Source organism: Streptomyces sp. CB02959 (assembly GCF_002803155.1).
Taxonomy (GTDB): Bacteria; Actinomycetota; Actinomycetes; order Streptomycetales; family Streptomycetaceae; genus Streptomyces.
Genome location: NZ_NNBP01000009.1, coordinates 180,776 through 205,068 on the forward strand (window position 1 = coordinate 180,776; position 24,293 = coordinate 205,068).

Consider the following 24,293-nt stretch of genomic DNA (forward strand, 5'->3'; position numbering starts at 1 on the left):
CGCAGTCGAGGCGGGACCTTGGTTGCGAGCGGAGGCAACGGTGACTGACCCGACGGAAGCTCCGGACACACTGGCAGGCACCCGGTTCAAGCGCCGGAGTTTCCTGGCGTCTGCCGCCCTGGCGGCCGCCGCACCGGCCGCGGTCGCCGGCGCCGCGCAGGCTGTCCAGCCGCCGACGGACGGACCTCCCCCCACCCCCGACCGCGGCTCCGTGAGACGCCTCCTCGCCGTGCCCGAAGACGGCCGCGGGGTGGACTGGATCCGCTCTGCCCTGCAAGTCGCCGTGCAACTGGAACTCGCCACCATCCCCGCGTACTTGTGCGGCTGGTGGTCCATCAAGGACCGCGGCAGCGACGCCGCCCGGCTGATCCGCCGCATCGTCGACGACGAGATGTACCACCTGGGCGTGGTCTCCAACCTGCTCGTCGCGGTGGGCGGGCGTCCGAGGATCAGGGACGCGGCACCCACCTACCCGGGCCCGCTCCCCGGCGGCGTGCGCGCCGGGGTGACCGTGTACCTGTCAGGGCTCACCAAGTCGGTCGTACACGACGTGATGATGGCGATCGAGGCCCCCGAGGTCCCACTCGCCCAGGGCTCGGACAACTCGCTGAGCATCGGCCACTTCTACAGCGATCTCCAGGAGGCGTTCCGGACCGCGAAGCCCGAACTGTCGACGCGGGAGCAACTGTCCAGGCACATCGGCACGGACGCACTGCGGCCGGTCGAGAACCTCGACGACGTCAACGAGGCCCTGGAGATCGTCAAGGAGCAGGGCGAGGGCACCACCAGCTCCCCCTCCGACACCTTCGAGGACGACCATCCGGCCCACTACTACGCGTTCGGGGAGATCTACCACGGACGACGGCTGCGCACGGAGGGCGGCAAATCGGAGTTCACCGGAGATCCCGTCCCCTTCCCGGACGTCTACCCCATGGGCCGGGTACCGGCTGGTGGTTGGCCCAACCCCCCGGAGGACGTTCGGCAGCTCCTGGACCGTTTCAACGCCAACTACCACGACGTGCTCACCTCCCTCGACCGGGCCTGGGACGGAGGCGGTGACAGCGCTCTGGGCGCGGCGGTCCACTCCATGCGCGGGATGGAGACTCCTGCCGTGGACCTGATGGAGATCGACAATCCCGCCGTCGGGGGCACCTACGGCCCCGAGTTCCGTCCGTTGCCCACCTGACGGGCATATCCGACCCGCCGGCCCGGCGCCGCTTCGCAGACACCGGCGGGCACCCGCAGGCACCCGCAGGCACCACCTGATGGTGGGACTTTCGCGCTCCCTTTCTGTGGACTTTCGCGCCCTCCTTCCATGGAGGTCTCGCAGGCGGCACGCGGCGGGTCGGCAGTGGGGCGGCTGTTGGTGACCTGCGGCCACAGTCGGTCGCGGTCGCCGTCGCTGCCGCTGCCGCCGCCACGGTCGCTGTCGCCGTCGCGGTTCGCCTCCCTCACACGCCGCCCGTCGCGCCGGTGAGCCTGCTCACACCGCACCCGGCGTCTACTACGCACGGCCGTAGACCGCATTTGCCGGTCGGCTGCCCGGAAAACGGCGCCGTTGCCGGGGCTCGCTACGGTCGTGGGCCGTACCACGGACCGTTGTGACCGGCTGGCGTACGCGCTAACAATGTGCGCTGTCGTGCAGTGCCGCCGGTGCCACACCCGGTGGTGCCCTCTCCGACGTGGGCATTCGGGCCGGATCCCGATCCGGCCCCGCCACGGCCTCGGCTGCATGACCCGAGCGCAAGGAAGAAGGTGCCCCATGCCAGCGTCGCCCTGCTCGCCCATCCTTCGGTCGGCGCCGCGTCGGCCGGAGCGGTCGGCCGGATGATGACCTTCCTCGACCACTTCGCCGGCGTCTTCACCCTGCTCTCGCTGACCGCCGTGGTGACGTGCGGGCTCGCCGCCACGGACCGGCTGGTGCTCACCCCCCGACTGCGGGTGGGCGTGCAGTCGGTGCACCGGGCGAGTGCCGTCGCGGCGCTCGGCTTCCTGGTCACCCACATCGCGGTCAAGGTCGCCGAGCGGCACGCCGCCCCGCAGACCGCGGTGGCCCCGTTCACCGGCGGCGCCGCCCTCGCGGTGAGCCTGGGCTCCATCGCCGCCGACCTGCTCGTCCTGATCGCGGCCACCGGTGTGCTCCGCGGTCGGTTCGCCGGCAGCCGGCGCCCCTGGCTGTGGCGGGTGCTGCACTCGACGGCGTACGCCTGCTGGCCGATCGCGCTGGCGCACGGGCTGGCGGCGGGGCGCACCGCACACCCGTGGGTGTTCTGGGGCTACGGGCTGTGCGCGGCCCTGGTGGCGCTCGCGCTGCTGGTCCGTGCTCTCTCCTCCGTGGGCCGCCACCGGACCCTGCGCCGGCGGCGGCGCGCCGCCAAGGCGTATCGGCCCGCTCCGGGCCGCCCGGCCGCGCTGGCCGCCCTGTCCGCGCGGTCCGCCCGGCCCGCCCGGCCCGCCACCCGCGCCCGTCCGACCGCCTGGGCCGCGGCACCGACGGCGGCTCCCCGGCCCGCGCAGAGTCCCGGCCCGATCAGGCAGCCCAAGCACGCCGCGGGGCCGGGGCCCCAGCCGTTCCGGCTCGCGCGACCGAGGAGCGGCGAGTGAAGGACGCCCCGCTGGAGCTGCCCGAGGCGCACTGGCTGGGTTCGGCCCGGCTGACCGCCGGTCTGGACCGCTACCAGCGCCTGGATCTCGCCGCGCACACCCGCGTCCACCCGCCGCTCCCCCGACCGGACCGGGACGCGCTGCTCGCCCTGGCCGCAGCCGTCGAGCTGCCCGGCCGCGGCGGCGCCGGTTTCCCGTTCGCCCGCAAGGCCCGGGCCACGCTTGCCACCGCGGAGCGCACCGGCGCGCCGCCCGTCATCGTCGTGAACGGCGCCGAGGGCGAACCGGCCAGCGCCAAGGACAAGATGCTGCTCGGCCGCGCGCCGCATCTGGTGCTGGACGGTGCCTGCCTGGCCGCGGCCGCGTTCGGCGCCGAGGAGATCGTGATCGGTGTCGTCGCGGGCAGCCCCGGCGAGATATCGGTCCCGGCCGCCCTCGCCGAGCGTGAACTTCCCTGCCCGGCCCGCACCGTGTGCCTGCCCGAACGCTTCGTCTCCGGCGAGTCCGGGGCTCTGATCCGTGGCGTCAACGGTCTGCCGGCGGTACCGGCGCCGCTGAAGGCCCGCGCGGCCGACGGCGGAACGGGCGGGGTGCGCCGCCGTCCGACGCTCCTCTCCAACGCCGAGACCTGGGCCCAACTCGCCATCGCGGCCCGGCTCGGACCCGACGCCTACGCCGCCGTCGGCACCGCCACCGAACCCGGCACGGTCCTGCTCACCGTCAACCGGCCCGGCGCCGGTCCGCTGGTGGTCGAGGTCCCGACCGGCACCCGGCTGGGCCCGGTACTGGACGCCTGCGGCCTGCAGCCGGGCGCGGGGGTGCTGGTGGGCGGCTACCACGGCGCCTGGCTGCACCCGTCGGGCGCCATCGACGCGCCGCTGTCCCGCGCCGGACTGGCCCACCTCGGCGGAACGCTCGGTGCGGGCGCGGTCGTCGCGCTCCCCCACGGCACCTGCCCGCTCGGCGAGACCGCCCGGGTCGCGGCCTGGCTGGCGGCCGAGTCCGCCGGCCAGTGCGGACCGTGCAAGCACGGCCTGCCCGACGCCGCCGAGGGCCTCGCCCTGCTGGCCGCCGGTGCTGCCGAGCCCACGGTGCTGGAGGACGCCCGGCGTGCCCTCGGCGCGGCCCAGGGCGGTGGCGCCTGCTCGCACCCGGACGGTACGGCCCGTTTCGTCCTCACCGCCCTCGACGTCTTCTCCGAGGACGTCGACGCGCACCTCGCCGGGCCCGGCTGCGGCCGTCCGGTGCACGGCGCGCTGCCCCTCCCGCGCGCCGAGGGGTCCCGGCTGGAGGTGGACTGGTCCCGCTGCACGGGCCACGGCCTGTGCGCCGTGCTGGCCCCCGACCTCATCCGCCTCGGCCCGCACGGGTACCCCACCTCCACCAGCCTCCCGGTCTCGCCCTGGCAGGAACACGGCGCCCGCCGCGCCGTCAACCAGTGCCCGGCCCTGGCGGTGCGTCTCCGGCACCACGGGTGAACCCTCCCGGCGGCCTTCGTCCGCCACCGGACCGGGAGACGACCGCCGTTGGGAGAACGTCGGTGGGCGCGGCCGCTTCTATGGTGGGCATCGCGAAGTCCACCGATCGGTCCGGAGGTGCCGTGCCCCCGCAGATGAAGTTGTGCGCGATAACACTCGACTGCTCTGATCCGCCGGCTCTGGCGGCGTTCTACCAGCAGGCCACCGGCCTCGAACCGCACCCGAAATCCGACGCGGACTTCGCCGGTCTCAACTCCTCGGACGGACTCTTCATCGGCTTCCAACGGGTCGACGGCTACCGCGCTCCCCGCTGGCCCGACCAGACGGTTCCCCAGCAGTCCCACCTCGACTTCGCGGTCGACGACCTGGACGAAGCCGAGGCGCGGCTGCTCGAACTGGGGGCGAGCAAGCCCGCTCACCAGCCGAACGAGGACCGGTGGCGGGTCCTCATCGATCCGGCCGGGCATCCTTTCTGCCTGGTCAGGGGCTGACCGGCGCTGACGTCGGCGCGTGTGCCGGTGAGCGCTGCTCGGCGGCGTCGACCGCGAACCGCGAACCGCGAACCGCGACAAATGTCATGCCGAGGCGCATGAGGCTTGGCCCTACCGGCAAGCCGGTCGCGCGACGAGTCTGGGACATGAGCACACCCCGGGACCTCGGACCTCAGGTCCCGGCCCCCAGACCTCAAAGCTGCTTGACTACCCCGATTCCAGGGAGAGTTGATGAGAGCGACATCGCGGCGCCCTGTTCCGCTCACGCTTGCCTCCGGCCTGGCGCTGGCCGCCTGCCTCACTTCACCAGTCGTTCCGGCGGTGGCCGCGGACGCACCGAAACGGCCGGTCGTGGCCACCTCGGCGGGTTTGGTACGCGGCGTCGACCACGGGACCTACCAGACGTTCGCCGGAATCCCGTATGCGGCGGCGCCAGTGGGCCCGTTGCGGTGGCGACTGCCCGGCCCGGCCCGGCCGTGGCCGGGCATACGGGACGCCAGTCAGCCCGGCAGCCCATGCCCGCAAACACCCAACAGCGAGGCACCCGGCGGCAGCACGAACGAGGACTGCCTGTACCTGAACGTCACCCGCCCCCGTACCGATCGGCACCAGCGGCTTCCGATCGTCGTCTGGCTGCACGGCGGCGGTCTCCTCACCGGCGCCGGCAGCAGCTACGACGCGCACCGGATGGCGGTGCGCGGGCACGTCGCCGTGGTGACGGTCAACTACCGGCTGGGGATCTTCGGCAACTTCGGCTACCCGGGCCTCGACGGCTCGGGCGACTTCGGACTGGCCGACCAACAGGCGGCGCTGCGCTGGGTGCAGCGCAACGCCGCCTCGTTCGGCGGCGACCCGCAGAACGTGACACTCGCCGGGGAGTCGTCCGGCGGGATGAGCACCTGCACCCAGCTGACGTCCCCGAGCGCGGCCGGACTGTTCGCCAAGGCCATCGTGCAAAGCGGCGCCTGCTCGATCGACTACGGCAAGAACGCCGTTGGCCGCGGTCTACTCCCCGTCCGCGTACGGCACACCGGCGCTGGCCTGGGCGGCGCTGAACACCGACCGGGTCTTCGCCTGCCCGACGCTCACCTCCGACCGGCAACTGGCCCGCCACACCGCCACCTACGCCTACGAGTTCGCCGACCGTCAGGCACCCGGCCTCGGCTACCCCCAGTCACCGCAACTCCCGTTGGGCGCCGCGCACGCCACCGACCTCCCCTACCTGTTCGACCTCGGCGGCCGGCCCGCCTCCTTCACCGCCGCGCAGAACAGGCTGGCCGCCCACATGATCGACTACTGGACGGCGTTCGCGCGCACCGGCGCACCGGACCACCGGAACCTGCCGCACTGGCCTCAGGTGCCCGCCCGTGCCACCACCCCCTACGTCCAGCGGCTCGACACCGGGCCCGGCGGAATCCACCGCGTGGACGCCGCCGCCGAACACCACTGCCGACTCTGGCCGCAGGGTTGAAGCCGAAGCCGTCCTGCGACGCACCGGGCGCGACAGGGCCCCTGAAGGAACGGGGCCTCGGTTGGCCGAGTTGGTGTTGTCCGAGCATGAGCGCGAGCACACCGGCGAGCAGGGCCGACTGCAACCGCACTACCCTGCGCTGCGCGGCGGCAGGCGCTCTGTGATCCGGTTGAACAAATCCGTCAGCGGCTCGCTGACTTCCCGACCGAACTCGGACAGTCCGTAGGTGACTTTGGGTGGCGTCGTCGGCTCGACCTCCCGCCAGACCAGGCCGTCCTGGACGAGCGCGCGCAGGGTCTGAGTGAGCATCTTCTCGCTGATGCCCCGGATGCTGTCGCGCAGCTCGTAGAACCGAAGGTCGTTGCTCCGCAAGGAGATCAGCACCCAGATGCCCCACCTGCTCGTCACGTGGTCGACCATGTCGCGCGCCGGGCAGTCGGTGTGAAACACGTCATACCGCTTGCCCGTCTCGGCCTGCGTCAGCTGCGCACCTTCCCTCATGTCCGGAGCTTACCTCTGGGTATGTTCTTACGAAAAGTAAGCCTGGCTCCTAGCGTCAATTTCCGCAGTGCACAACGAACCAGGAGCTGAACATGATCGTGGTGACCGGGGCTACCGGGAATGTGGGCCGACCTTTGACGCAGGCCCTGGCCGAAGCGGGCGAGCAGGTGACGGCGGTGTCGCGGCGCACGGTGGCGATGCCGGACGGCGTCCGACATGTGGCGGCCGACTTGGCCGAGCCGGCGGGTCTCACGCCCGCGTTGGACGGGGCGAAGGCGCTCTTCCTCCTGCTGTCCGGCGACCTGCACGCCCCCGAAGCCAGGCCGACCGACATCATCGACCTGGCCGCGGCCAGTGGGGTACGCCGGGTCGTCCTGCTGTCTTCGCAGGGCGTGGCGACCAGGCCGCTCGGCCCGTCGCGGGTTGCGATGCGGGCGGCGGAGGACGCGTTGCGGGAGTCCGGCCTGGACTGGGCCGTTCTGCGTCCGGGCGGTTTCGCCTCCAACGCCTTTGCCTGGGCGGAGTCCGTCCGCACGCAAGGGACGGTCGCAGCCCCCTTCGGTGATGTAGGGGTGCCGGTCATCGATCCGGCGGACATCGCCGAGGTCGCGGCGGCCTGCCTGCTGGACGACCGGCACACCGGCGGGGTGTACGAGCTGACCGGGCCGGAGGTGATCACGCCGCGTCAGCAGGCGGAGGCGATCGCGACCGCGCTCGGCTCGCCGGTGCGGTTCCACGAACTCACCCGCGAGGAGGCCAAGGCCACGATGACCCGGTTCGTGCCGGCGGAACTCGCCGACGACACCCTGGACATCATCTCCGCCCCGAACCCGGCCGAACTGCGGATCAGCCCGGACGTGGAACGAGTCCTCGGCCGCGCCCCGCACCCCTTCGACGACTGGGTCGCCCGCAACATCGCCGCATTCCGCTGAGACACCACTCAGTTGAAGCCCCCGGGCGCCTCGTGCGGCTGCTGCCGCGCGAGGCGCCCGCCGTCGACCACACCGAGGCCACTTCCCTTGCTGAGGCCGTAGAGCACGACCACCGTCCACCTGTCGGCGAACAGCTCGACCGCCAGACACGCCGGACGGTCGGCGAGAAAGGGAGCACCGGGACCAAATCCGCTCACGGCGCCAAAGGTACCTGCTGGTTCCTGACGGAAACCTAGCCTTGGTTCTCCCCCCTCCAAAGCCAGGAGAGTCATGCGAGTCATCACCCAGCAGACGCTCGGCGGTCCCGAGGTGCTCACCATCGTGGACGCGCCCGAGCCCCGACCCCTCCCGACCGAGGTTCTCGTCCGAGTCAAGGCGATCGGGTTGAACCCGCTGGAGGCGCGCCTGCGCGCCGGCGAGTTCCCGCTGATCGGCCGGCCGCCGTTCGTCCTCGGCTGGGACATCAGCGGCGTGGTCGAACAGGCGCCGCAGACGTGGCGGTTCAGGCCCGGCGACGAGGTGTTCGGGATGCCGCTGTTCCCGCGGGCGGCGAGCGCGTACGCCGAGGTCGTGTCGGCGCCGGCGTTGCACCTGGCACGCAAGCCGGCGTCGCTCTCGCACGTCGAGGCGTCGGCGCTGCCGGTCGTCGGGCTGACGGCGTGGCAGGGCCTCGTCGACCTGGGCGGCGTGAGGGAGGGCGATCGCGTCCTGGTCCACGGCGGTGGTGGCGGGGTCGGCCACATCGCGATCCAGATCGCGAAAGCGCTCGGCGCGCACGTGATCGCGACCGCCGGCGGGAACAAGCGGCAGTTCGTCGAGGGGTTCGGCGCCGACGAGGTGATCGACTACACGGCGGTCGACTTCACCGAGGCGGTCCGCGACATCGACGTCGTGCTCGACACGATCGGCGGCGAAATCGTCGAGCGGTCGCTCGAAGTGCTCCGCCCAGGTGGGCACTTGGTGACGGCGGTCGCCGAGGAGGATGCGGAGCTCGCCGCCAAGTACGAGGCCGCCGGTGTGCGCTTCAGCGGCATCGCGGTCGACCCGGATCCGGTCGCCCTGCGAGGTCTCGTCGAACTCGTCGAACAGGGCAGGCTCCGGGTCCACGTGCAGGAGACGTTCCCCTTCGAGCGCGTCGCCGACGCGCACCGGCTGCTCGACGCCGGTCACCTCCAGGGCAAACTCGTCCTCACCGTCTGATCCCGTCGTGGGACCTGGGGCCTCGTGTGAGCGAGGCCGCGCTGATGAACGGCTGGGAACCTCGCACCTGTGGCGACGCGGGAAGAGTTGGCCCTCTACTGGTGGGCTCTCGTATTCAACTGTCGCCAGTTCTCGGCATGGACCAGCCTGGCGGTGACCGACTGTGATCTACGATGCGGGCGCCTTCTGACCGTGGATGGCGTCACGTGTGGCGGCCAGTGCCTTCCTCTCCATGTGACGGACGTTCCGACAGGCGGCCGTTGGAGACGACCATGGCCGCGAGAGTCGGCCCTCTGATACGTTCCAGGACCAAGGGGCCGACATGGATGAGACTTCGAAAGCGCGTGACGAACTGGACCGGCTGGGCCGGTCCCTGCGCAAGCAACTGGTCACGCTGATAACCGATTTGACCATTCGTGTCCACCTCCGTCGACTGTCCCTCGACGAACCGAAGGTTGCCGACCGGCGCGAGCCGCTGCGCTACCACTATTCGACGGTGTACCAAGGCAATCGTCCGGCGACCACCACCGCTGCCGAGACGGCCTCCCGTGCGGCCTTCCTCCTCCGCGCGGCCGGTTGGGACGTCACGACGTCACAGGAGGATGACGACGGGATCCACTGGACAGTGCTCGTCGCTCACCGGGATGGCAACGGCATCCGCATCATGACGAGCGACGACACACCCGCCGTGGCGTTCCGCGCACAGACGCCGGCGCTGGCACTGTGCCCGCCGCAACCAGTCCAGCAGTCGGAGCCGGTGCGAACGCCGGAGACCATCACACCTGGTTACGTCCTCTGCTACGAGTGCGACGGCCTCGGTTGGTGTCCCGGATGCGGTGGCCGCGGGTGGGTGCTCGGCCAGCCCCACCGGAGGAGCCGATGCAGGGAATGCCGCACGACGAAGGTCTGCGCCATCTGCCGGGGTGAGGGTCAGTTGCACGCCTCCGGTTTGTCGGCGTACCAACTCGGCTACTACCCGGGACTGGACCGACACTGACTCAGAAGTCCTCCATCAGCCCGAAGGTGCGGTGTCCGTCCTCCCGTCATCCGGTCGAACTCCGTCAGGGATCCGAAGTCGGCCATGAGAGGGGTGAGCGCGGCCATGGCCGGGTACGTGGTGGCGTCGCACGCGGGCACGGCACCGGCCCCGTCGGGCCCGCCGCTGGTGCGCGCGAGCAGGTGTCCGTTGAGGAAGCTGAAGAGCACCATGGGCGCGTCCGCGACCGTCCGGTCGGGCAGGCCGGTCGGCCGCACGCATCGCGGTGACCAGTTGCTCCAGGGCGGAGGCGGCCACCGGCGAGGTCTGGGCGCGCGTCACCAGCAGCGACAGGCGCGACAAGGTCCGGCAGCTGCTCCTCGAAGGGGAAGTGGCCGCCGGCCAGGGCGTGCGCCTCCGCTCCCCCGATGGCGCAGCCCCGCCGGGCGGCGTCCGGGGTGGCACTGGCACCACCCCGAGTACGGAAACTGGCTTCATTGAACGCCGGGCCCGGGCGGCCGAGTATCGAGGAAACCGACATTCCTCAAGGGGGAACGCATGCCCGTACCCGGGAAATCCACGCGCTGGGCGGCCGTCGCCGCATCCGTACTCCTGGCGGCAACGGCCCTTCCGGTCGCGGGGGCGGACAGCGCCTCCGCGGTGGACGCCGCGCGACCGGGCGCCGTGCGCACGCCCGCGCGCTACCTGAACCAGCGTCTCGACTGGCAGCCCTGTGACTCCGGTGCGCTGGAGTGCGCGGCCATGGCCGTGCCGCGGGACTGGCACCGTCCGGACCAGGGCCCCAGCCTGACCGTGGAAGTCTCCCGGCACCGGGCGACCGATCCCGCCGGGCGGCGCGGAGTGCTGATGATGGCCGCCGGCGGCCCTGGGGCCTCCGGTCTCAAGCGGCCCGCGGGTCTGGCGTCCTACGCTCCCGGCCTCGCCGCCGCGTACGACATCGTCAGCTTCGACCAGCGCGGCGTCGGCAGCAGCACCAGGGTCACCTGCTCCGACCAGTCAGCGGTCGACGCCTCCTTCTCCGGCGACAAGCGCGACCGCTCCGCCGCCGCGATCCGGGAGACCTTCGCCCGGGCACGCGCCTTCGTCCGCGACTGCCAACGCCACTCCGGAGACCTGCTGCCCTACATCACCACCGAGCAGGCCGTCCACGACATGGACCTCTACCGCGTCCTCCTCGGGGCCGACACGATCTCCTACTACGGTCCGTCCTACGCCACCGTCCTCGGCGCCTCCTACGCGACCGAGTTCCCCCGCCGGGTGGCGCGGATGGTCCTCGACAGCAACGTCGACTTCACCGGTACCTGGCAGTCGTTCATGGAGGGCCAACCCCTCAGCTTCCAGCGCCGGTTCGAAGCGGACTTCCTCCCCTGGCTGGCGAAGAACGACGGCGTCTACCACCAGGGCCGCACGCCCGCGCAGGCCAAGGAGACCTTCGAGCGCCTGCGCGGCAGGCTGCACGATCACCCGTTGGTCCTCGACGGGACGACCCTCACCCCCGACCAGTTGGACACCGCCGCCAGCAACGCGATCTACCAGGCCGATCCGGGCTTCGAGCGGCTCGCCGGCGCCCTGACGGTCCTGGAACACCCCGATACCGCACCGCCCGCCGCCAAGCAGGCCCTCGCCCAGGCGATGGCGCACCCCGTCGACGCGGGTTTCGCGGCGGACTTCTTCTCCGTCGTCTGCAACGACACTCCCTGGAACCGCAGCGCCGGCTACTGGACCGCACAGAGCGCCCGCGCCACGCGCGACCACCCGCTGGTGGGCGCCCGCTCGCTGGCCTACTCCGCGGTCTGCGCCGCCTGGCCGCGCCCCACCGCACCGCGCATCCAGGTCACCGGGCGCGGCCTGCCCCCCGTCCTCATGCTGAACTCCACCCATGACCCGGCCACCTACTACGAGGGGGCGCTGCGCGACCACCGGGCCCTGCCCGGCTCGCGCCTGGTGACGGTCGTCGGCGGTGGCGACCACGGACAGTTCCAGAACCACAACGCATGCGTCGACAGCCTGGTCGAGGGCTATCTCGTCGACGGAACGATCCCGTCCGCCGACACCACCTGCGCCGCCGACCCGCTCCCGGTGCCGGTGCCGGTGCCGAGCGGAACCGGGGCGAGCCCGCGCTAGCTGGTCGCCCGGTGCGGGGCCACCCGTGCGCGCCTCAGGAGATCAGCTCGATGTCGTGGAGGCGCATGACGCCGAACCAGGCACTGGTCTCGGCCGCGGTACGGGGCCGGGTGGGCGCCGGCGCTTGCCGGGGGTCATGTCTTCACCAAGCTTCCGCCAAAACCGACCGACGGGATTGTTAGGTAAGCCTTGCCTGGCTTAGTGTCTGCGGTCGTCCCCGCCTCCTCCGACCGGAGCCCCCATGTCCAGCGCGCACATCGCCCTGCTCGGCGCCATCGCCGGTTTCACCATCTACCTGGGCCTGCCGATCGGCCGACTCCGCAAGCCGACGCCCCGCCTGAAGGGCGGGCTGAACGCCGTCGCCATCGGCATCCTGCTCTTCCTCGTATGGGACGTGCTGACCCATGCCTGGGAACCCATCGACGAGGGGCTGAGCAAGCACCACTGGGGGCCCGTCGCCACCGGCGGGCTCGTCCTGGCCGCCGGGCTGGGCATCGGACTGGTCGGGCTCGTCCACTACGACGCCTGGATCGCCCGTCGGCGCCAGGCAGCCGCCGACGCCCCGACCGCGGCCAACGCCGCCAACGGGCCGGCGCCCAAGATCCGGAGCCAGGCGAGCTCGCTGGCCCTGATGATCGCGACCGGCATCGGCCTGCACAACTTCGCCGAAGGACTGGCGATCGGCAACTCCGCCGCCCAGGGCGAACTCTCCCTCGCGGTACTGCTGATCATCGGCTTCGGACTGCACAACGCCACCGAAGGCTTCGGCATCGTCGCCCCGCTCGCCGCCGAGGGCGAGCGCCCGACCTGGACCACCCTGCTCTGGCTGGGCCTGATCGGCGGCGGCCCCACCTTCCTCGGCACCCTCGTCGGCCAGCACCTGGTCAACGACACCCTGTCCATCGCCTTCCTCGGCCTGGCCGCCGGCTCCATCCTCTACGTGGTCATCGAGCTGCTGGCCGTCGCCCGCAAGACCGGCCTCAAGACGCTCACCACCTGGGGCATCTTCGTCGGCCTCCTCCTCGGCTTCGCCACGGACGCCGTGGTCACGGCAGCCGGAGCCTGAACCCGCCGGGCGAAGAACTCCCCGGCGCCGGCCGCCCACCGGAACCACCACCACTCCACCGGCCCGACGGGTCCGGGCCGGAAGTGCCTGACGGCCGGGGCAGGATTTGCCTTCGAGTGGACTCCAACCACCACACTGCTCACGCTGAGATCCATGCGGTGGGCAGAGCGGACAGAAAGGCGTCAGCTGATGGAAACGACTGGTTGGGCGGGGCATCCTCTGCCGTACGACCTCTACCGTCAGGCGATCGAGCGGGAGACCTTGCGCTTCGCCGAGGCGGCCAAGGGCGCGGACCTCGCGACCGCGGTGCCCGCCTGCCCCGACTGGACACTGGCCGAGCTCACCCAGCATGTGGGAGCGCTGCAGCGCTGGTTCTGCACACTGCTGGCCCGGTTGGTGCAGGAGCCGCCACGCAGCCGCGACGTCGAGCTGGGCCTGCCGGAACGCCCGGAGGAGTACGCCGACTGGGTGGCCGCGGGCGTACCCGACGTGGCCGCCGTGCTGCGGGCCACGGATCCCCGAGCGCCGATGTGGGCCTGGGGCGCGGACCAGCACGCGCGGTTCTGGGCCCGTCGGATGCTGTGCGAGACGCTGGTGCACCGGGTGGACGCGGAACGTGCCGTCGGCCGGGAGTCGGCCGTCGATCCCGTGCTGGCGGCGGACGGGGTGGACGAATTCCTCGTCAACCTGCCCTACGCGGGCCTGTTCGCCCCGGCCGTGACGAAACTGCACGGCAACGGGGAGATCCTCGCCTTCCGCTGCGCGGACTCCACGGGCGGCACCGACGAGGAGTGGCGGGTGCGGCTCGAACCGGACGGCTTCCGCCTGCTGCCGCGGGCACGTACCGACGCCGCGCCGTCCGAGGCGACCGCGGCGGTACGCGGGCGGGCGGCGGACCTCCTGCTGCTGCTCTACGGACGGCGGTCGTACCAGGAGACGGCCTTCGACGTCTCGGGGCAGACCGCGGTGCTCGACCGCTGGTTCGCGCACACGGCCTTCTGAGGCGCGCTGGAGGCGCTCAGCGGCCGCCCGTGTTCGTGTAGAGCCGGGTTGCGTAGTACGGGTCGTCCGGCGAGGTGAGTGTTCCGCCCAGCTGCGACCACGTTGCGCGCCCGTCGAGGACGGGGAGCGTGGCCGACCCCACGAAGCACAGCACCGCGGTGCGCGGGAACCGGGCGAGGGATTCCTCGATGTTGTCGAGCACCGAGGCGGCGACGTCCGTGGAGAACGGCTCGTAGAAGTAGAAGAAGCCCGCGTCGCCCGGGATCTCGAACTCCCGGGCGTCCTGGCACCGGACATCGATGGCGGGACGGCCGGAGTCCTCCGGCAGGCGTGCGATGTTCGCCCTGGCCGTCTCACACAGAGCGCTGGAGAACTCCACGCCGACGACCCGCGTGAAGGGGAACTCGGCGGCGACGAGCAGCACCCGTCCCTTTCCTGATCCGAAGTCGACGAAGGAGACGTCGGCAAGGCGGAATGCAGCGTTCCCGCGACCGGCGGCGGAGATCGCCTGGCGAATCGTGCGGACCGGCGTCGGTGAATAGCGCGAGTTGTGCACGAGCGTGGCGTCGTCCGCCTCCCGGATCTCCCAGGGCTCCACCGGCCCGCTCGTCTCCACACCGAGCGCCGCGTCAAATCCCTCGACGTCGTCGATGAAGGCCAGAGTGGCGTCGAACCGCTCGGTAAATTCCAGGGAATCGAGGGCGTTTCGCCGGGCGTTGTTGGCTGCCATAAGACCTTTGCACGTCCCTCGTGGCCGGAAGGGGATCGGCCGTCCGGGGCGGATGCCGGAAACGGCTGGGCGCACGGCGGACGGGCGACCGGACGACGTGAGTCACGCATGTTCAACGCGTCCGTCGACAGGAGTCGATCACGCTGGCGAATGGCGCGTTCGTCACCTATGACGCGGATCACACCCGGCCGAAGCGCATGGACGCACGACGGATCGCGCCCTCCGGGCTTCGGCGCTCCCCCCTTCACGGGTGGTTCGCACGCGGTGCGGAAACTGCGCTGACCTGCGGTCAAACACCCTTGATCGGCGTCCATTTGGGCGGATCGCAGCAGCCTGACCAGCCGACAGGAATTTCCTTGACGCACTCCGGATCGGCTGCTTGGCTCAAGCCACGGGCCCAGACCAGAGCCTGGTTGATGGGCATTAACAGTGCACGGGGGTTTAGCGTTGATGACCGAACACGGTCCGCGCCGAAGGGGATGCACCCAATTCTGGGCGCGTGCGCATGATGCATCACAGCTGCCTTTTGCCGGCGCGCCGCATTCGTGAGCGCCGCGCCCGGCCGCCGCGCTGACCGGACCGCATGACCAGTCGGCTCCCTTCCGCCTGTTCTCTCCGGTGCGCCGCGCAGCGCACGGCCGCGTAATACGTTTCGAAACCGCCTGAGTCCGCCCGGCCCGCGCCGCGGCAGGACCTCTTGTCGCGGGCTTCGAAAAACCTCCAATTCCCTGTGGCTACGCATGGATCGCTGGCCACGGCCTTTACTCCTGTACGCGTCAGTTGCGCGCACCGGCTCCTTCTGGACGACTCCGCCGTACGAAATCCACAGTTCCTCAGTCATGCCCGATGAGGCAGGAAGAAGAAGGAATCAGATCGTGATCCCGTTGTCCTTCGCCCAGCGTCGACTGTGGTTTCTGCACAAGCTGGAAGGCCCGTCGGCCACGTACAACATGCCGCTGACGCTGCGGTTGAAGGGCGACGTCGACGCGGAGGCCCTGCGGACGGCGCTGCGCGATGTGATGGAACGTCATGAATCGTTGCGCACCGTGTTCCCCGACGTGGACGGTGATCCGCACCAACTGGTCCTGGGGGCAGCCGAGTTCACCCTCGACTGGGAGTCCCGGCAGGTCACCGAGGTCGAACTCGCCGACGCACTGCACGCGGCCGCACGCCACACCTTCGACCTCTCCACCGACGTTCCCCTCCGCGCCCAGCTGTACCGGGTCGGCTCCGACGAGTGCGTCCTCCTGCTGCTGATCCACCACATCGCGGGCGACGGCTGGTCGATGGGCCCCCTCGCCCGCGACGTGCTTGAGGCGTACACCGCCCGGGCTGCGCCTCGCCCTGGGCCCGGAGACGGACTTCGCGGCCGTCGTGGAGCAGACCTCACGGCGCGTGGCGGAGGCACTGGAGCACCAGCGCTACCCGCAGGAGCACCTGGTGCGCGAGGTCCACCGACTCCCCGACGGGCGACGGCAGTTCGGTCCCGATGTCAACATCATGTCCTTCAACTACCGCGCCGACTACGCGGGGCACCGCTCCGTCGTCCACAGCCTGAGCGCCGGCCCGGTCGAGGACCTGTCGATCAACGTGTACGACCGGATGTACGGCCAGGGACTGCAGATCTCCTTCTTCGGCAACGCCGAGCTGTACACGTATGAGCAACTCGCCGGGCATGTAAGCGACTTCACGTCCCTGCTCCGCACGCTGCCCGCCCTCCTGGACGGCGCCTCCTGACGCGTCAGGACACGGTCGGCAGGCCGGGCCCCGCGCACCGCACGTCCGTCGCCGGCACCGTTCCGTCGACGAGGTACGCCGCTGCGGCGCCGTCCACGCAGGCGTTGCCGCGGCTGGCGAACACGCCGTGGGAGTAGTCGCGGTCGAGCGTCACCAGGCGCGAGCCGGGCAGCAGCCGCCGCATCCGGTGCGCCCCCTCGATGGGGGTGACCGGGTCGTTCGCGGAGGCCACCAGCAGGACCGGCGGCGCGTCGGGGCTGCCGAGCGGGGTGCGGTGGGCGGGGCGGTGGTGCCAGTAGGCGCAGGTGGATGCCTCCATTCCGGTCAGGATCGGTTGGGGGTCGAGGCTCCGGGTGCGGCGGATGTCCGCGATGATCCGCCGGGGCGAAGATGCCGGAGCGTCGGCGCATTTGACGATGCGGTTGGCGGCTTCGTAGGTGCGTGAGTCCGGGTCGGCGAAGGCGCTCGCGGGGCGGAGCCCGTCGACGACGGCGTCCTCCAGGTAGCCGCGCAGACCGTCGGCGAGGCCCGTCCAGCGTTCCGTGCGGCCCAGCGCGCGGTACACGGCGCGGTCGAACTCCGCGGGTCCGAAGCCGTTCACCGGCCGGGCGGCGAGCCCCGCGCGGACGCGCAGGTAGGCTCCGCGGACCTGGTGCGCGGCGCCGCCCAGTCGGAAGCGGTCGTCGTGGTCGGCGGCCCAGGCGAGGAACCGGTCGCGTTGGCGCAGCAGCGCCCGGCTCTGGACGAGGTCGAAGTCGTACCAGTCCCAGGGCCCGACCACGCTGTCGAGCACCATGCGTCCGGTGCGCCGCGGGAAACGCGCCGCGTAGGCGGCACCGAGGTAGCTGCCGTAGGAGACACCGAGGAAGTGCGTCCTGGGTTCGCCGAGCGCGGCGCGTATCGCGTCCATGTCCCGCACGGTCTGTTCCGTGGAGAGGTGGGGCAGCACCGTTTTCGCACCCGTCGCGCAGTCGTCGGCCATACCGCGCAGTGAGGTCAGGTAGGCCCGTTCTGCGGCGGGGCCGACGGGTACGGGGTCCGGGCCCGGGGCGGCGAAGAGGCCCCCCATGGCGCCGCAGTCGACGGGTGCGCTCCGCCCGACGCCGCGCGGGTCGAAGCCGATGACGTCGTACGAACGCCGGACGCTCGCCGGGAGTTTGGCGCGCTTGGTGACCGCGTAGGGCAGTCCGGAGCCGCCCGGTCCGCCCGGGTTGACCAGCAGGGCGCCGCGCCGCTCGGCGGGGCCGCCCGAGGCGCGCACCCGGGAGACGGCCAGGTCGATCAGCGGCCCCTGGGGCCGGTCCCAGTCCAGCGGCACGGTCAGCCGGGCGCACTCCACGCGGTCCGGCGCCGGCGGAGCGGGGACGGAGGCGGGGCAGGCGCCGAAGCGGAGCGCGGCCGGAGCCGCGGCCCGGGCGGGAGCGGCGGGGAGTGCGGTGGCGGCGAGGGCCGTCAGCGCGCACAGCAGGGCCGTGCGGTGTGCGAAGGGGATCAAGGGAGTGCCTCCGGTGATGGGCAGCGGCTATATGACAATGAAAATGATTATCGATAACGTGTCCTCTCGGCAACGCCGACCGCCTCTCCCCAGGGGCGTCCTCGGGCTGCCCTGATATCTGCACGTCAGCCCGGGAAGGGGAGTTGTGGCTCATCTACTGGTGGTCGAGAGCTGGGTCGGATCGATGAGCAGGTTGCTGCCACGGGCCATTCGGGAGGGCGGGCACGAGTTCACCTTCCTCACCCGCGACCTGCACCACTACCTGCGCTCCGCCCCCGAGGGAACGGCGCACCCCCTCCTCGCCGCACGCCACGTGCTCACCGCGGACACCAACGACACCGCGGCCCTGCTGCCCCTTCTGGAACGGCTGCACCCGGTCCTGGGATTCGACGGCGTGGTCACGTCCTGCGACTACTACCTCCCCGCCGCGGCGCGGATCGCCGGACACCTGGGCCTGCCGGGCCCGCGCCCCGAGGCGGTCGAGAACGCCTGCCGCAAGGACGCCACCCGCCGCATCCTCGCCGACGCCGGACTGCCCGGACCGCGCTTCGCCGTCCACGAGGAGTGGGCCGACCTCGCGGGCGCCGCGCGGCGGATCGGCTATCCGCTGGTCGTCAAGCCGGTCGACCTGTGCGCGGGCATGTACGTACGCCGGGTGGACGACGAGACCCAACTCGCCGCAGCAGTAAGGGCATTGGCCGACTACCCGGTCAATGCGCGCGGGCAGCGGCGGACCCCCGTGGTCATGCTTGAGGAGATGTTGGACGGCCCCGAGGTGAGCGTCGAGACGGTCTCGCACGCCGGCACGGTCGAGGTGGTCGGCGTGACCGACAAGAGCGTCGGCGGGGCGCCCGCGTTCATCGAGACCGGGCACATGTTCCCCGCGGCGCTGACGGCCGCGGAGACCGAGGCCGCCGAGCAGACCGCACTGGCCGCACTCAAGGCGCTCGACCTGACCGACGGTGTCGTGGCGCACACCGAGATCAAACTGACCTCCGAGGGTCCCCGGGTCGTCGAGGTCAACCCGCGCCCGGCCGGAAACCGCATCACCGAACTCGTCCGCCACGTCACGGGCATCGACCTCGCCGCGGCCTTCGTGGACGTCGCCCTGGGCCGCGCCCCCGACCTCCGGCGCAGCGACACCGGGTTGCGCAGCGCCGCCATCGGCTTCCTCGTACCGCACACCGCGGGCACCCTCGCGTCCCTGGGAGACGGCCCGCCGCGGGACGCGCCGGACGTACTGGAGCTCCAACTCGCCGAGCCCGGAAAGCAGGTGAAGGCGGCGGGCAGCAACAACGAGTACCTCGGCCACATCATGGCGGGCGACCCGGCGGGCACCGGCGCCCGCGGCCGGGTCGAGGCCCTGCTCGCCGAAGTGCGGTCCGGACTGGTGATCCGATGACCTCCGCCCTCTCCACGGCCGTCCACCGGACGACCTACGACGCACTCATACGGCGCACCCTGGCCGGCGAGCTGGGACCGGATCCCGCCGGACAGCGGATCTCCGTGGCCTTCACCACCCGGCAGGCCGTACGGCACGACGGGCGCGGCACCGGGTACCGCAACGAGGTGCTCAGCCTGCGGCTCGGCGGGGCCGTCGGCTCGTGCGCGGTCGAGCCCGGCGCACTGTCCGACGACGCGGTCGAGGAGTGCGTGGGCGCCGATGTGGCGCGACTGCTGGGACATCCGCTGCTGCCGGTGCGGGTGGCGGCGCTCGACGCGTATCTGATGCACATCACCCCGCACACCCCGGAGCACGGGGCCCGGCCCGCGCCGCTGCCGGCCGGGACGTCGCTGGCGAAGTCCCGGGCGCGGGCGCGGGCCGTCGTCGAACTCCTCGACCTGCCGCCGGGGGCGACGGTGCTCGTGGTGGGTGTCGTCAACTCGCTGCTGGAAGAGCTGCGTTCGCGCGGCCTCGGTTACGTGCCGTGCGACCTCAAGGGCGGGACGACCGAGTGGGACGAGCCGGTCGTCACCGACGCGCTCGCCGCGGCCGGGCCGTGCGCGGCGCTGCTGGTGTCCGGGATGACGCTGGGCAACGGAACCTTCGAGCCGCTGCGGGAGCACGCGCTGCGGTACGGCAAGCAGCTGGTGATGTTCGCCCAGACCGGCAGCGCGGTCCTGCCGCGCTTCCTCGGTCACGGGGTGAGCGCGGTGTGCGCGGAGCCGTACCCCTTCTTCTGGCTGGACGGCGGCCCCGGCACCGTCCACCGCTACCACCACCGTCACCGCGCGGACCGTCCCGGAGGCTCCCAGTGACCGTGACCGACGTCGGGCCGGTCGTCGCCCGCCCGGAGCTGCTCACCCTGCTCGGCCGCACGCCGCTGGTGCGCATCACCACCGAGCTGGCGGGTCCGCACCCCGGTTTCTGGGCCAAGCTCGAAGGTCTCGGCGCGGGCGGTATGAAGGCGCGCGCCGCGGTGTCGATGCTGCTGGGTGCCCGCGCACGCGGTGAACTGCGTCCCGGCGCACCGGTGGTGGAGTCCACGTCGGGCACACTCGGCATCGGGCTCGCCTTCGCAGGACAGGCCCTCGGCCACCCCGTCGCACTGGTCGGCGACAGCGAACTGGAGCCTTCCGTACGGCAGTTGCTGCGCAGCCACGGGGTGCGTCTCGAACTGGTGGACCGGCCGGCCCCCGAAGGCGGCTGGCAGGCGGCCCGGCTGGCCCGGCTGCGCGAGCTGCTCGCGGTGCTGCCCGACGCCTACTGGCCCGACCAGTACAACAACCCCGACAACACCGCCGGTTACGCCTCGCTCGCCGCCGAACTCGCCGTGCAGCTGGACCATGTGGACGTCCTGGTGTGCAGCGTCGGCACCGGCGGGCACAGCGCCGGGATCATCGGCCCGCTGCGTCGGCACTGGCCCGCGCTGCGGCTGATCGGCGTCGACGCCACCGGGTCGACGATCTTCGGCCAGCCGGCCCGCCCGAGGCTGATGCGCGGCCTGGGCAGCAGCATCCACCCGCGCAACGTCGCCTACGACGCCTTCGACGAGGTCCACTGGGTCGGCCCGGCCGAGGCGGTGGACAGCTGCCGCCGCCTGGCCCGCGGCAGCTTCGTCAGCGGCGGCTGGAGCACGGGGGCGGTGGCGCGGGTCGCGGCCTGGGCCTCCCGTGTGCATCCCGGCGCGGTGGTCGCGACCGTCTTCCCCGACGGCCCGCACCGCTACCTCGGCACCGTCTACGACGACGGCTTCGCCGCCGCGCACGGCCTCGCCCCGTCCGCCGCGGCCGTCCGGCCCGTCGAGATCCCCCACCCCCGCGCGGCCGAGGCCACCGGCTGGGCGCGGTGCACGCGCGTCGCCGATCCGCTCCGGGCCACTCCCCCTTCGGAAAGGAACCCATGAAGGCCAGCCGGCGCACCGTACGCCTCGAACTCACCGAGCCGCTGCGCATCTCCCGCTCCACGATGTCCGCCCGGGAAGCCGTGTGGCTGACCGTCGAACACGACGGCCTGCACGGCCACGGCGAGGCCGTGACGAGCGTCTACCAGGGTCTCGGCACCGAGACGCTCCAAGGGCTCTTCGCCGCCGTCGGCACGGCCCTTCGCCGCTTCGCCGACCCCGAGAGTGCCCTGGAGGCCCTGCGGGCGGGCGAGTTGGCCGGCGCGGACACTCCCCCGGCCGTGATCGCCGCCGTGGACGCCGCGCTGCTCGACCTGGTCGGCAAGCGGGCGGCACGTCCCGTGCACCGGCTCCTCGGTGCGCGCGTCGCCCCGGTCGCCGCCACGGCCCGGACCCTCGGCATCATGTCGCCCCTACGCGCCGCCGCCGAGGCCCGGCGTCTGGCCGCCGACGGCTTCGAGGTGCTCAAGGTCAAGGCGGGCGCGCCCGATGCCGAGGACGACATGGAGCGCATCCGTGTCATCCGCGACGCGGCGCCCGGGGCACGGCTGCTGGTCGACCCGAACGGTGCCTGGAGCACGGCCCGGGCCACCGCCCTGCTGCCCCGCCTCGCCGACCTGGGCGTGGCGGCCGTGGAACAGCCCCTCGCTCCGGGCGACCCCGACGCCCTGGGCTCGCTCGCCGAGAAGTCGCCCCTGCCGATCATCGCCGACGAGGACGCCGTGGGTTTCGACGACGCCCGGCGGCTGGCCGGACGGGTCCACGGCATCAACGTCAAGCTCGCCAAGTGCGGCGGCGTGCACGCGGCGCTGCGCATCGCCGCACTGCTCGAAGGCAGCGGCACCGGGCTGATGCTCGGTTGCCTGACCGCCAGCAGCCTCGGACTCGCCCCCGCCGTGCACCTCGCCGACCGCGCCCGCTGGGTCGACCTCGACGGGCATCTGCTGCTCGCGCACGACCCGTGGACGGGGATCGGGGGCGAGGACGGCTTCGTACGCGCCGGTGCCCTGCCCGGACTCGGCGTGGAGCCGCGGGAGGTGGGCCGTGAAGACCTGGCATGAGATACGCCGCTTCCCGCTCGCGGTCCAGCTCCTGCTGGTCAACCAGCTCGGCGTCAACACCGGCTTCTACCTCCTCATCCCCTATCTCGCCACCCACCTCGGCGAGGACCTGGGCCTGTCGGCGGCCGCCGTCGGTGTCGTCCTCGGCGTGCGCAACCTCAGCCAGCAGGGCCTGTTCATCGTGGGCGGCTCCGCTTCCGACCGGCTCGGTGCGCGGGGCGTGATCATCGCCGGCTGTGCGCTGCGCACCGTCGGGTTCGCACTGTTCGCCCTCGGGGACAGCCTGCCCCTGCTGCTCGCCGCTTCCGTCCTCAGCGGCTTCGCCGGGGCGCTGTTCAACCCGGCCGTGCGCACCTACCTCGCCCAGGAGGCCGACGCGCGCAAGGCCGAGGCGTTCGCCCTGTTCAGCATGTTCGCCACGACGGGTGCGCTGATCGGCCCCCTGCTCGGCAGCGCGCTGCTGCTGGTGGACTTCCGTACCTCCGCCCTGACCGCGGCCGGGATCTTCGCGGTCCTCACGATCGCCCAGGCCCTGGTACTGCCCGCCCGCCAGGTCACGCCGAGCAAGGGCACCGTGTTCGCGGACTGGCGCGAAGTCCTGGGCAACCGTGCCTTCCTGGCCTTCGCGCTCGCCATGGTCGGCATGTTCACCCTGGAGAACCAGCTGTACCTGCTGCTGCCCGACGGGGCGCGGCGGGCCACCGGCTGGGACGGCGCGGCGGGCATCGTCTTCCTCGTCGGCACCGTGTCCAACCTCGCGCTCCAACTGCGCCTCACGCGGGCCCTGACGTCCCGTGGCAGCCGGGCGCGTTGGATCGCGGTCGGACTCGCCGTGATGGGGGTGGCGTTCCTGCCGCCGGCGCTGGCGGCGGACGCCGCCGGATGGCTCGGCGCCGTGCCCGTCCTCCTCGGCGCCCTTCTGCTCTACCTCGGCGTGATGGTGGCCCAGCCCTTCGTGATGGAGCTCGTCCCCGACTTCGGCCGCCCCGAGCTGACCGGCACGTACTTCGGGATCTTCTACGTCGTGTCGGGCATCGCCGCCGCCGTCGGCAACACGGTCGTCGGCTGGGCCATGGACACCGGCGCGCGGGACGACGCGGGCTGGCTGCCCTGGGCGTGCTGCGCCCTGTTCGGCCTCGCCTCCGCGGCGGGCGTGGCCTGGCTGCGGCGGCTCGGCTCGCTGCCGACTCCCCAGCAGTCCGCCGTACCGGCGACGGTTTGAGGAAGGAGCCGACATGACCTCCACGACGGGCACCACCGCCCGCAACCTCCTCACCGACAACCCGGAGCTGTACGAGGCCCGCTTCCCCGACCCCGACCGGCGTGCCGGACGCTGGGCGGAGGACTGCCTGCGGCGGCACGGCGCCGGTCCGCGCGTACTGGACGCCGGCTGCGGCACCGGCCGCGACGCCGCCCATCTGCACGGCGCCGGCCGCCGGGTGACCGGGACCGACCTGTCGGAGGAGATGCTCGGGTACGCCCGTACGCACCACCCCGGGCCGGTGTACGTCCGCGCCGACCTGCGCCGGTTCGAGCTCGGCCGGGACGCGTTCGACGCCGTGGTGTGCCTGGACAGCGCCCTGCTGTACTGCCACACCAACGACCAGCTGGTGGGCTTCCTGTCCTCCTGCCGCCGCGCGCTGGTCCCGGGCGGTCTGCTGGTCGCGGAGATGCGCAACGGCGCGTACTTCCTGGGCCGCACCGGCCTGCTCGATGCGCCCACCGTCGACCGTTTCACCTGGCAGGGCACTGCGTACCGGTCGACGACCAGGCTCACCGTGGACCGTACGGCCCAGCTCCTGCGCCGGACCCGCATCTGGTCCGCCGACGACGGATCGGACGCCGTCGAGCAGCGGTCCGCCTGGCGGCTGCTGTTCCCGCAGGAACTGCGGTACGTGCTCGCCGCGCACGGCTTCGAAGTGCTCGAACTGCACGACGGGCCCGGTCCGCGCACCGAACCCGCCTGGCACGAGGGCCGGCTGCCCGGCGCGGCGACCGACGCCGACCGCCTGCACCTCGTAGCCCGCCGCGCCACCCGCCGCTGACCGCTCCTCCCCACC

The 24,293-nt window shown here is 72.2% G+C and carries 21 protein-coding genes and 3 pseudogenes; 20 read left to right on the forward strand and 4 right to left on the reverse strand.

What is annotated here, in order from left to right:
• The first annotated feature begins 40 nt into the window (after nucleotides 1–40).
• From CG747_RS16885 to CG747_RS49505, 6 genes and pseudogenes are all read left to right on the forward strand, one after another.
• A complete protein-coding gene (locus CG747_RS16885; protein ID WP_100602554.1) occupies nucleotides 41–1,186 on the forward strand; it encodes a ferritin-like protein in 1,146 nt (381 codons plus the stop codon).
• 569 nt (nucleotides 1,187–1,755) lie between these two features.
• A complete protein-coding gene (locus CG747_RS16890; RefSeq protein WP_100602555.1) occupies nucleotides 1,756–2,604 on the forward strand; it encodes a hypothetical protein in 849 nt (282 codons plus the stop codon).
• Nucleotides 2,601–4,082, forward strand: a complete 1,482-nt coding sequence (locus tag CG747_RS16895) for an NADH-quinone oxidoreductase subunit NuoF family protein (RefSeq protein ID WP_219621468.1) — start codon at nucleotides 2,601–2,603, stop codon at nucleotides 4,080–4,082. Before CG747_RS16890 ends, CG747_RS16895 begins: the two co-directional genes overlap by 4 nt.
• A gap of 122 nt (nucleotides 4,083–4,204) precedes the next feature.
• Nucleotides 4,205–4,573: a VOC family protein gene (locus CG747_RS16900; protein ID WP_100602709.1), complete on the forward strand. Its 369-nt coding sequence runs from the start codon at nucleotides 4,205–4,207 to the stop codon at nucleotides 4,571–4,573.
• A gap of 231 nt (nucleotides 4,574–4,804) precedes the next feature.
• Nucleotides 4,805–5,485 (forward strand): annotated as a pseudogene (locus CG747_RS49500) (carboxylesterase family protein); the annotation flags it as partial.
• Between the two features lie 82 nt (nucleotides 5,486–5,567).
• Entirely contained in the window at nucleotides 5,568–6,044 is a 477-nt protein-coding gene (locus CG747_RS49505; protein ID WP_257980472.1) for a carboxylesterase family protein, read from the forward strand.
• A gap of 129 nt (nucleotides 6,045–6,173) precedes the next feature.
• Here the strand turns inward: CG747_RS49505 and CG747_RS16910 are convergent, their stop codons facing one another.
• A complete protein-coding gene (locus CG747_RS16910) occupies nucleotides 6,174–6,545 on the reverse strand; it encodes a helix-turn-helix domain-containing protein (protein ID WP_100602556.1) in 372 nt (123 codons plus the stop codon).
• 92 nt (nucleotides 6,546–6,637) lie between these two features.
• On the opposite strand from CG747_RS16910, the gene CG747_RS16915 reads away from it, so the two are divergent.
• Nucleotides 6,638–7,477 carry an SDR family oxidoreductase gene (locus CG747_RS16915; RefSeq protein WP_100602557.1) on the forward strand — a complete coding sequence of 280 codons (840 nt, stop codon included), beginning with the start codon at nucleotides 6,638–6,640 and terminating at the stop codon, nucleotides 7,475–7,477.
• Nucleotides 7,478–7,560: 83 nt separating this feature from the next.
• On the opposite strand, the pseudogene CG747_RS16920 reads toward CG747_RS16915, so the two are convergent.
• Nucleotides 7,561–7,674, reverse strand: a pseudogene (locus CG747_RS16920) (transcriptional regulator); the annotation flags it as partial.
• Nucleotides 7,675–7,747: 73 nt separating this feature from the next.
• On the opposite strand from CG747_RS16920, the gene CG747_RS16925 reads away from it, so the two are divergent.
• The 5 genes from CG747_RS16925 (at nucleotide 7,748) to CG747_RS16950 (ending at nucleotide 13,866) form a co-directional block, all read left to right on the forward strand.
• Nucleotides 7,748–8,677: an NADP-dependent oxidoreductase gene (locus CG747_RS16925; RefSeq protein WP_100602558.1), complete on the forward strand. Its 930-nt coding sequence runs from the start codon at nucleotides 7,748–7,750 to the stop codon at nucleotides 8,675–8,677.
• Between the two features lie 322 nt (nucleotides 8,678–8,999).
• Nucleotides 9,000–9,674: a hypothetical protein gene (locus CG747_RS16930; RefSeq protein WP_100602559.1), complete on the forward strand. Its 675-nt coding sequence runs from the start codon at nucleotides 9,000–9,002 to the stop codon at nucleotides 9,672–9,674.
• Nucleotides 9,675–10,211: 537 nt separating this feature from the next.
• Complete coding sequence (locus CG747_RS16940) at nucleotides 10,212–11,798, forward strand: alpha/beta hydrolase (RefSeq protein WP_180985574.1); 1,587 nt, start codon at nucleotides 10,212–10,214, stop codon at nucleotides 11,796–11,798.
• A gap of 241 nt (nucleotides 11,799–12,039) precedes the next feature.
• Entirely contained in the window at nucleotides 12,040–12,864 is an 825-nt protein-coding gene (locus CG747_RS16945) for a ZIP family metal transporter (protein WP_100602560.1), read from the forward strand.
• 189 nt (nucleotides 12,865–13,053) lie between these two features.
• Nucleotides 13,054–13,866, forward strand: a complete 813-nt coding sequence (locus tag CG747_RS16950; RefSeq protein WP_257980473.1) for a maleylpyruvate isomerase family mycothiol-dependent enzyme — start codon at nucleotides 13,054–13,056, stop codon at nucleotides 13,864–13,866.
• A 16-nt stretch (nucleotides 13,867–13,882) separates the two neighbouring features.
• On the opposite strand, the gene CG747_RS16955 is transcribed toward CG747_RS16950, so the two are convergent.
• The gene (locus CG747_RS16955; protein ID WP_100602562.1) at nucleotides 13,883–14,596 is read right to left on the reverse strand and encodes a class I SAM-dependent methyltransferase; all 714 of its coding nucleotides are present in this window, start codon (nucleotides 14,594–14,596) and stop codon (nucleotides 13,883–13,885) included.
• Between the two features lie 839 nt (nucleotides 14,597–15,435).
• On the opposite strand from CG747_RS16955, the pseudogene CG747_RS50980 reads away from it, so the two are divergent.
• A pseudogene (locus CG747_RS50980) lies at nucleotides 15,436–15,864 on the forward strand (condensation domain-containing protein); the annotation flags it as partial.
• Between the two features lie 43 nt (nucleotides 15,865–15,907).
• Nucleotides 15,908–16,333 (forward strand): hypothetical protein, encoded by a 426-nt coding sequence (locus tag CG747_RS48810; RefSeq protein WP_107490312.1) that lies wholly within the window; start codon nucleotides 15,908–15,910, stop codon nucleotides 16,331–16,333.
• A gap of 4 nt (nucleotides 16,334–16,337) precedes the next feature.
• On the opposite strand, the gene CG747_RS16965 is transcribed toward CG747_RS48810, so the two are convergent.
• Nucleotides 16,338–17,828 (reverse strand): alpha/beta hydrolase, encoded by a 1,491-nt coding sequence (locus tag CG747_RS16965; protein WP_257980474.1) that lies wholly within the window; start codon nucleotides 17,826–17,828, stop codon nucleotides 16,338–16,340.
• A 145-nt stretch (nucleotides 17,829–17,973) separates the two neighbouring features.
• Between CG747_RS16965 and CG747_RS16970 the strand changes: the two genes are divergently transcribed.
• From CG747_RS16970 to CG747_RS16995, 6 genes are read left to right on the forward strand one after another with little or no spacing between them, the layout of a single operon-like run.
• Nucleotides 17,974–19,230, forward strand: a complete 1,257-nt coding sequence (locus CG747_RS16970; protein ID WP_180985575.1) for an ATP-grasp domain-containing protein — start codon at nucleotides 17,974–17,976, stop codon at nucleotides 19,228–19,230.
• Nucleotides 19,227–20,087 (forward strand): hypothetical protein, encoded by an 861-nt coding sequence (locus tag CG747_RS16975; RefSeq protein ID WP_100602565.1) that lies wholly within the window; start codon nucleotides 19,227–19,229, stop codon nucleotides 20,085–20,087. Before CG747_RS16970 ends, CG747_RS16975 begins: the two co-directional genes overlap by 4 nt.
• Nucleotides 20,084–21,175, forward strand: coding sequence for a PLP-dependent cysteine synthase family protein (locus CG747_RS16980; protein ID WP_100602566.1), 1,092 nt, complete (start codon nucleotides 20,084–20,086; stop codon nucleotides 21,173–21,175). The genes CG747_RS16975 and CG747_RS16980 overlap by 4 nt, the downstream gene beginning before the upstream one ends.
• The gene (locus tag CG747_RS16985; protein WP_100602567.1) at nucleotides 21,172–22,233 is read left to right on the forward strand and encodes a dipeptide epimerase; all 1,062 of its coding nucleotides are present in this window, start codon (nucleotides 21,172–21,174) and stop codon (nucleotides 22,231–22,233) included. The genes CG747_RS16980 and CG747_RS16985 overlap by 4 nt, the downstream gene beginning before the upstream one ends.
• Nucleotides 22,217–23,455: an MFS transporter gene (locus CG747_RS16990; RefSeq protein ID WP_100602568.1), complete on the forward strand. Its 1,239-nt coding sequence runs from the start codon at nucleotides 22,217–22,219 to the stop codon at nucleotides 23,453–23,455. Before CG747_RS16985 ends, CG747_RS16990 begins: the two co-directional genes overlap by 17 nt.
• 13 nt (nucleotides 23,456–23,468) lie before the next feature.
• Complete coding sequence (locus CG747_RS16995) at nucleotides 23,469–24,278, forward strand: bifunctional 2-polyprenyl-6-hydroxyphenol methylase/3-demethylubiquinol 3-O-methyltransferase UbiG (RefSeq protein WP_100602569.1); 810 nt, start codon at nucleotides 23,469–23,471, stop codon at nucleotides 24,276–24,278.
• Nucleotides 24,279–24,293 lie beyond the last annotated feature (15 nt).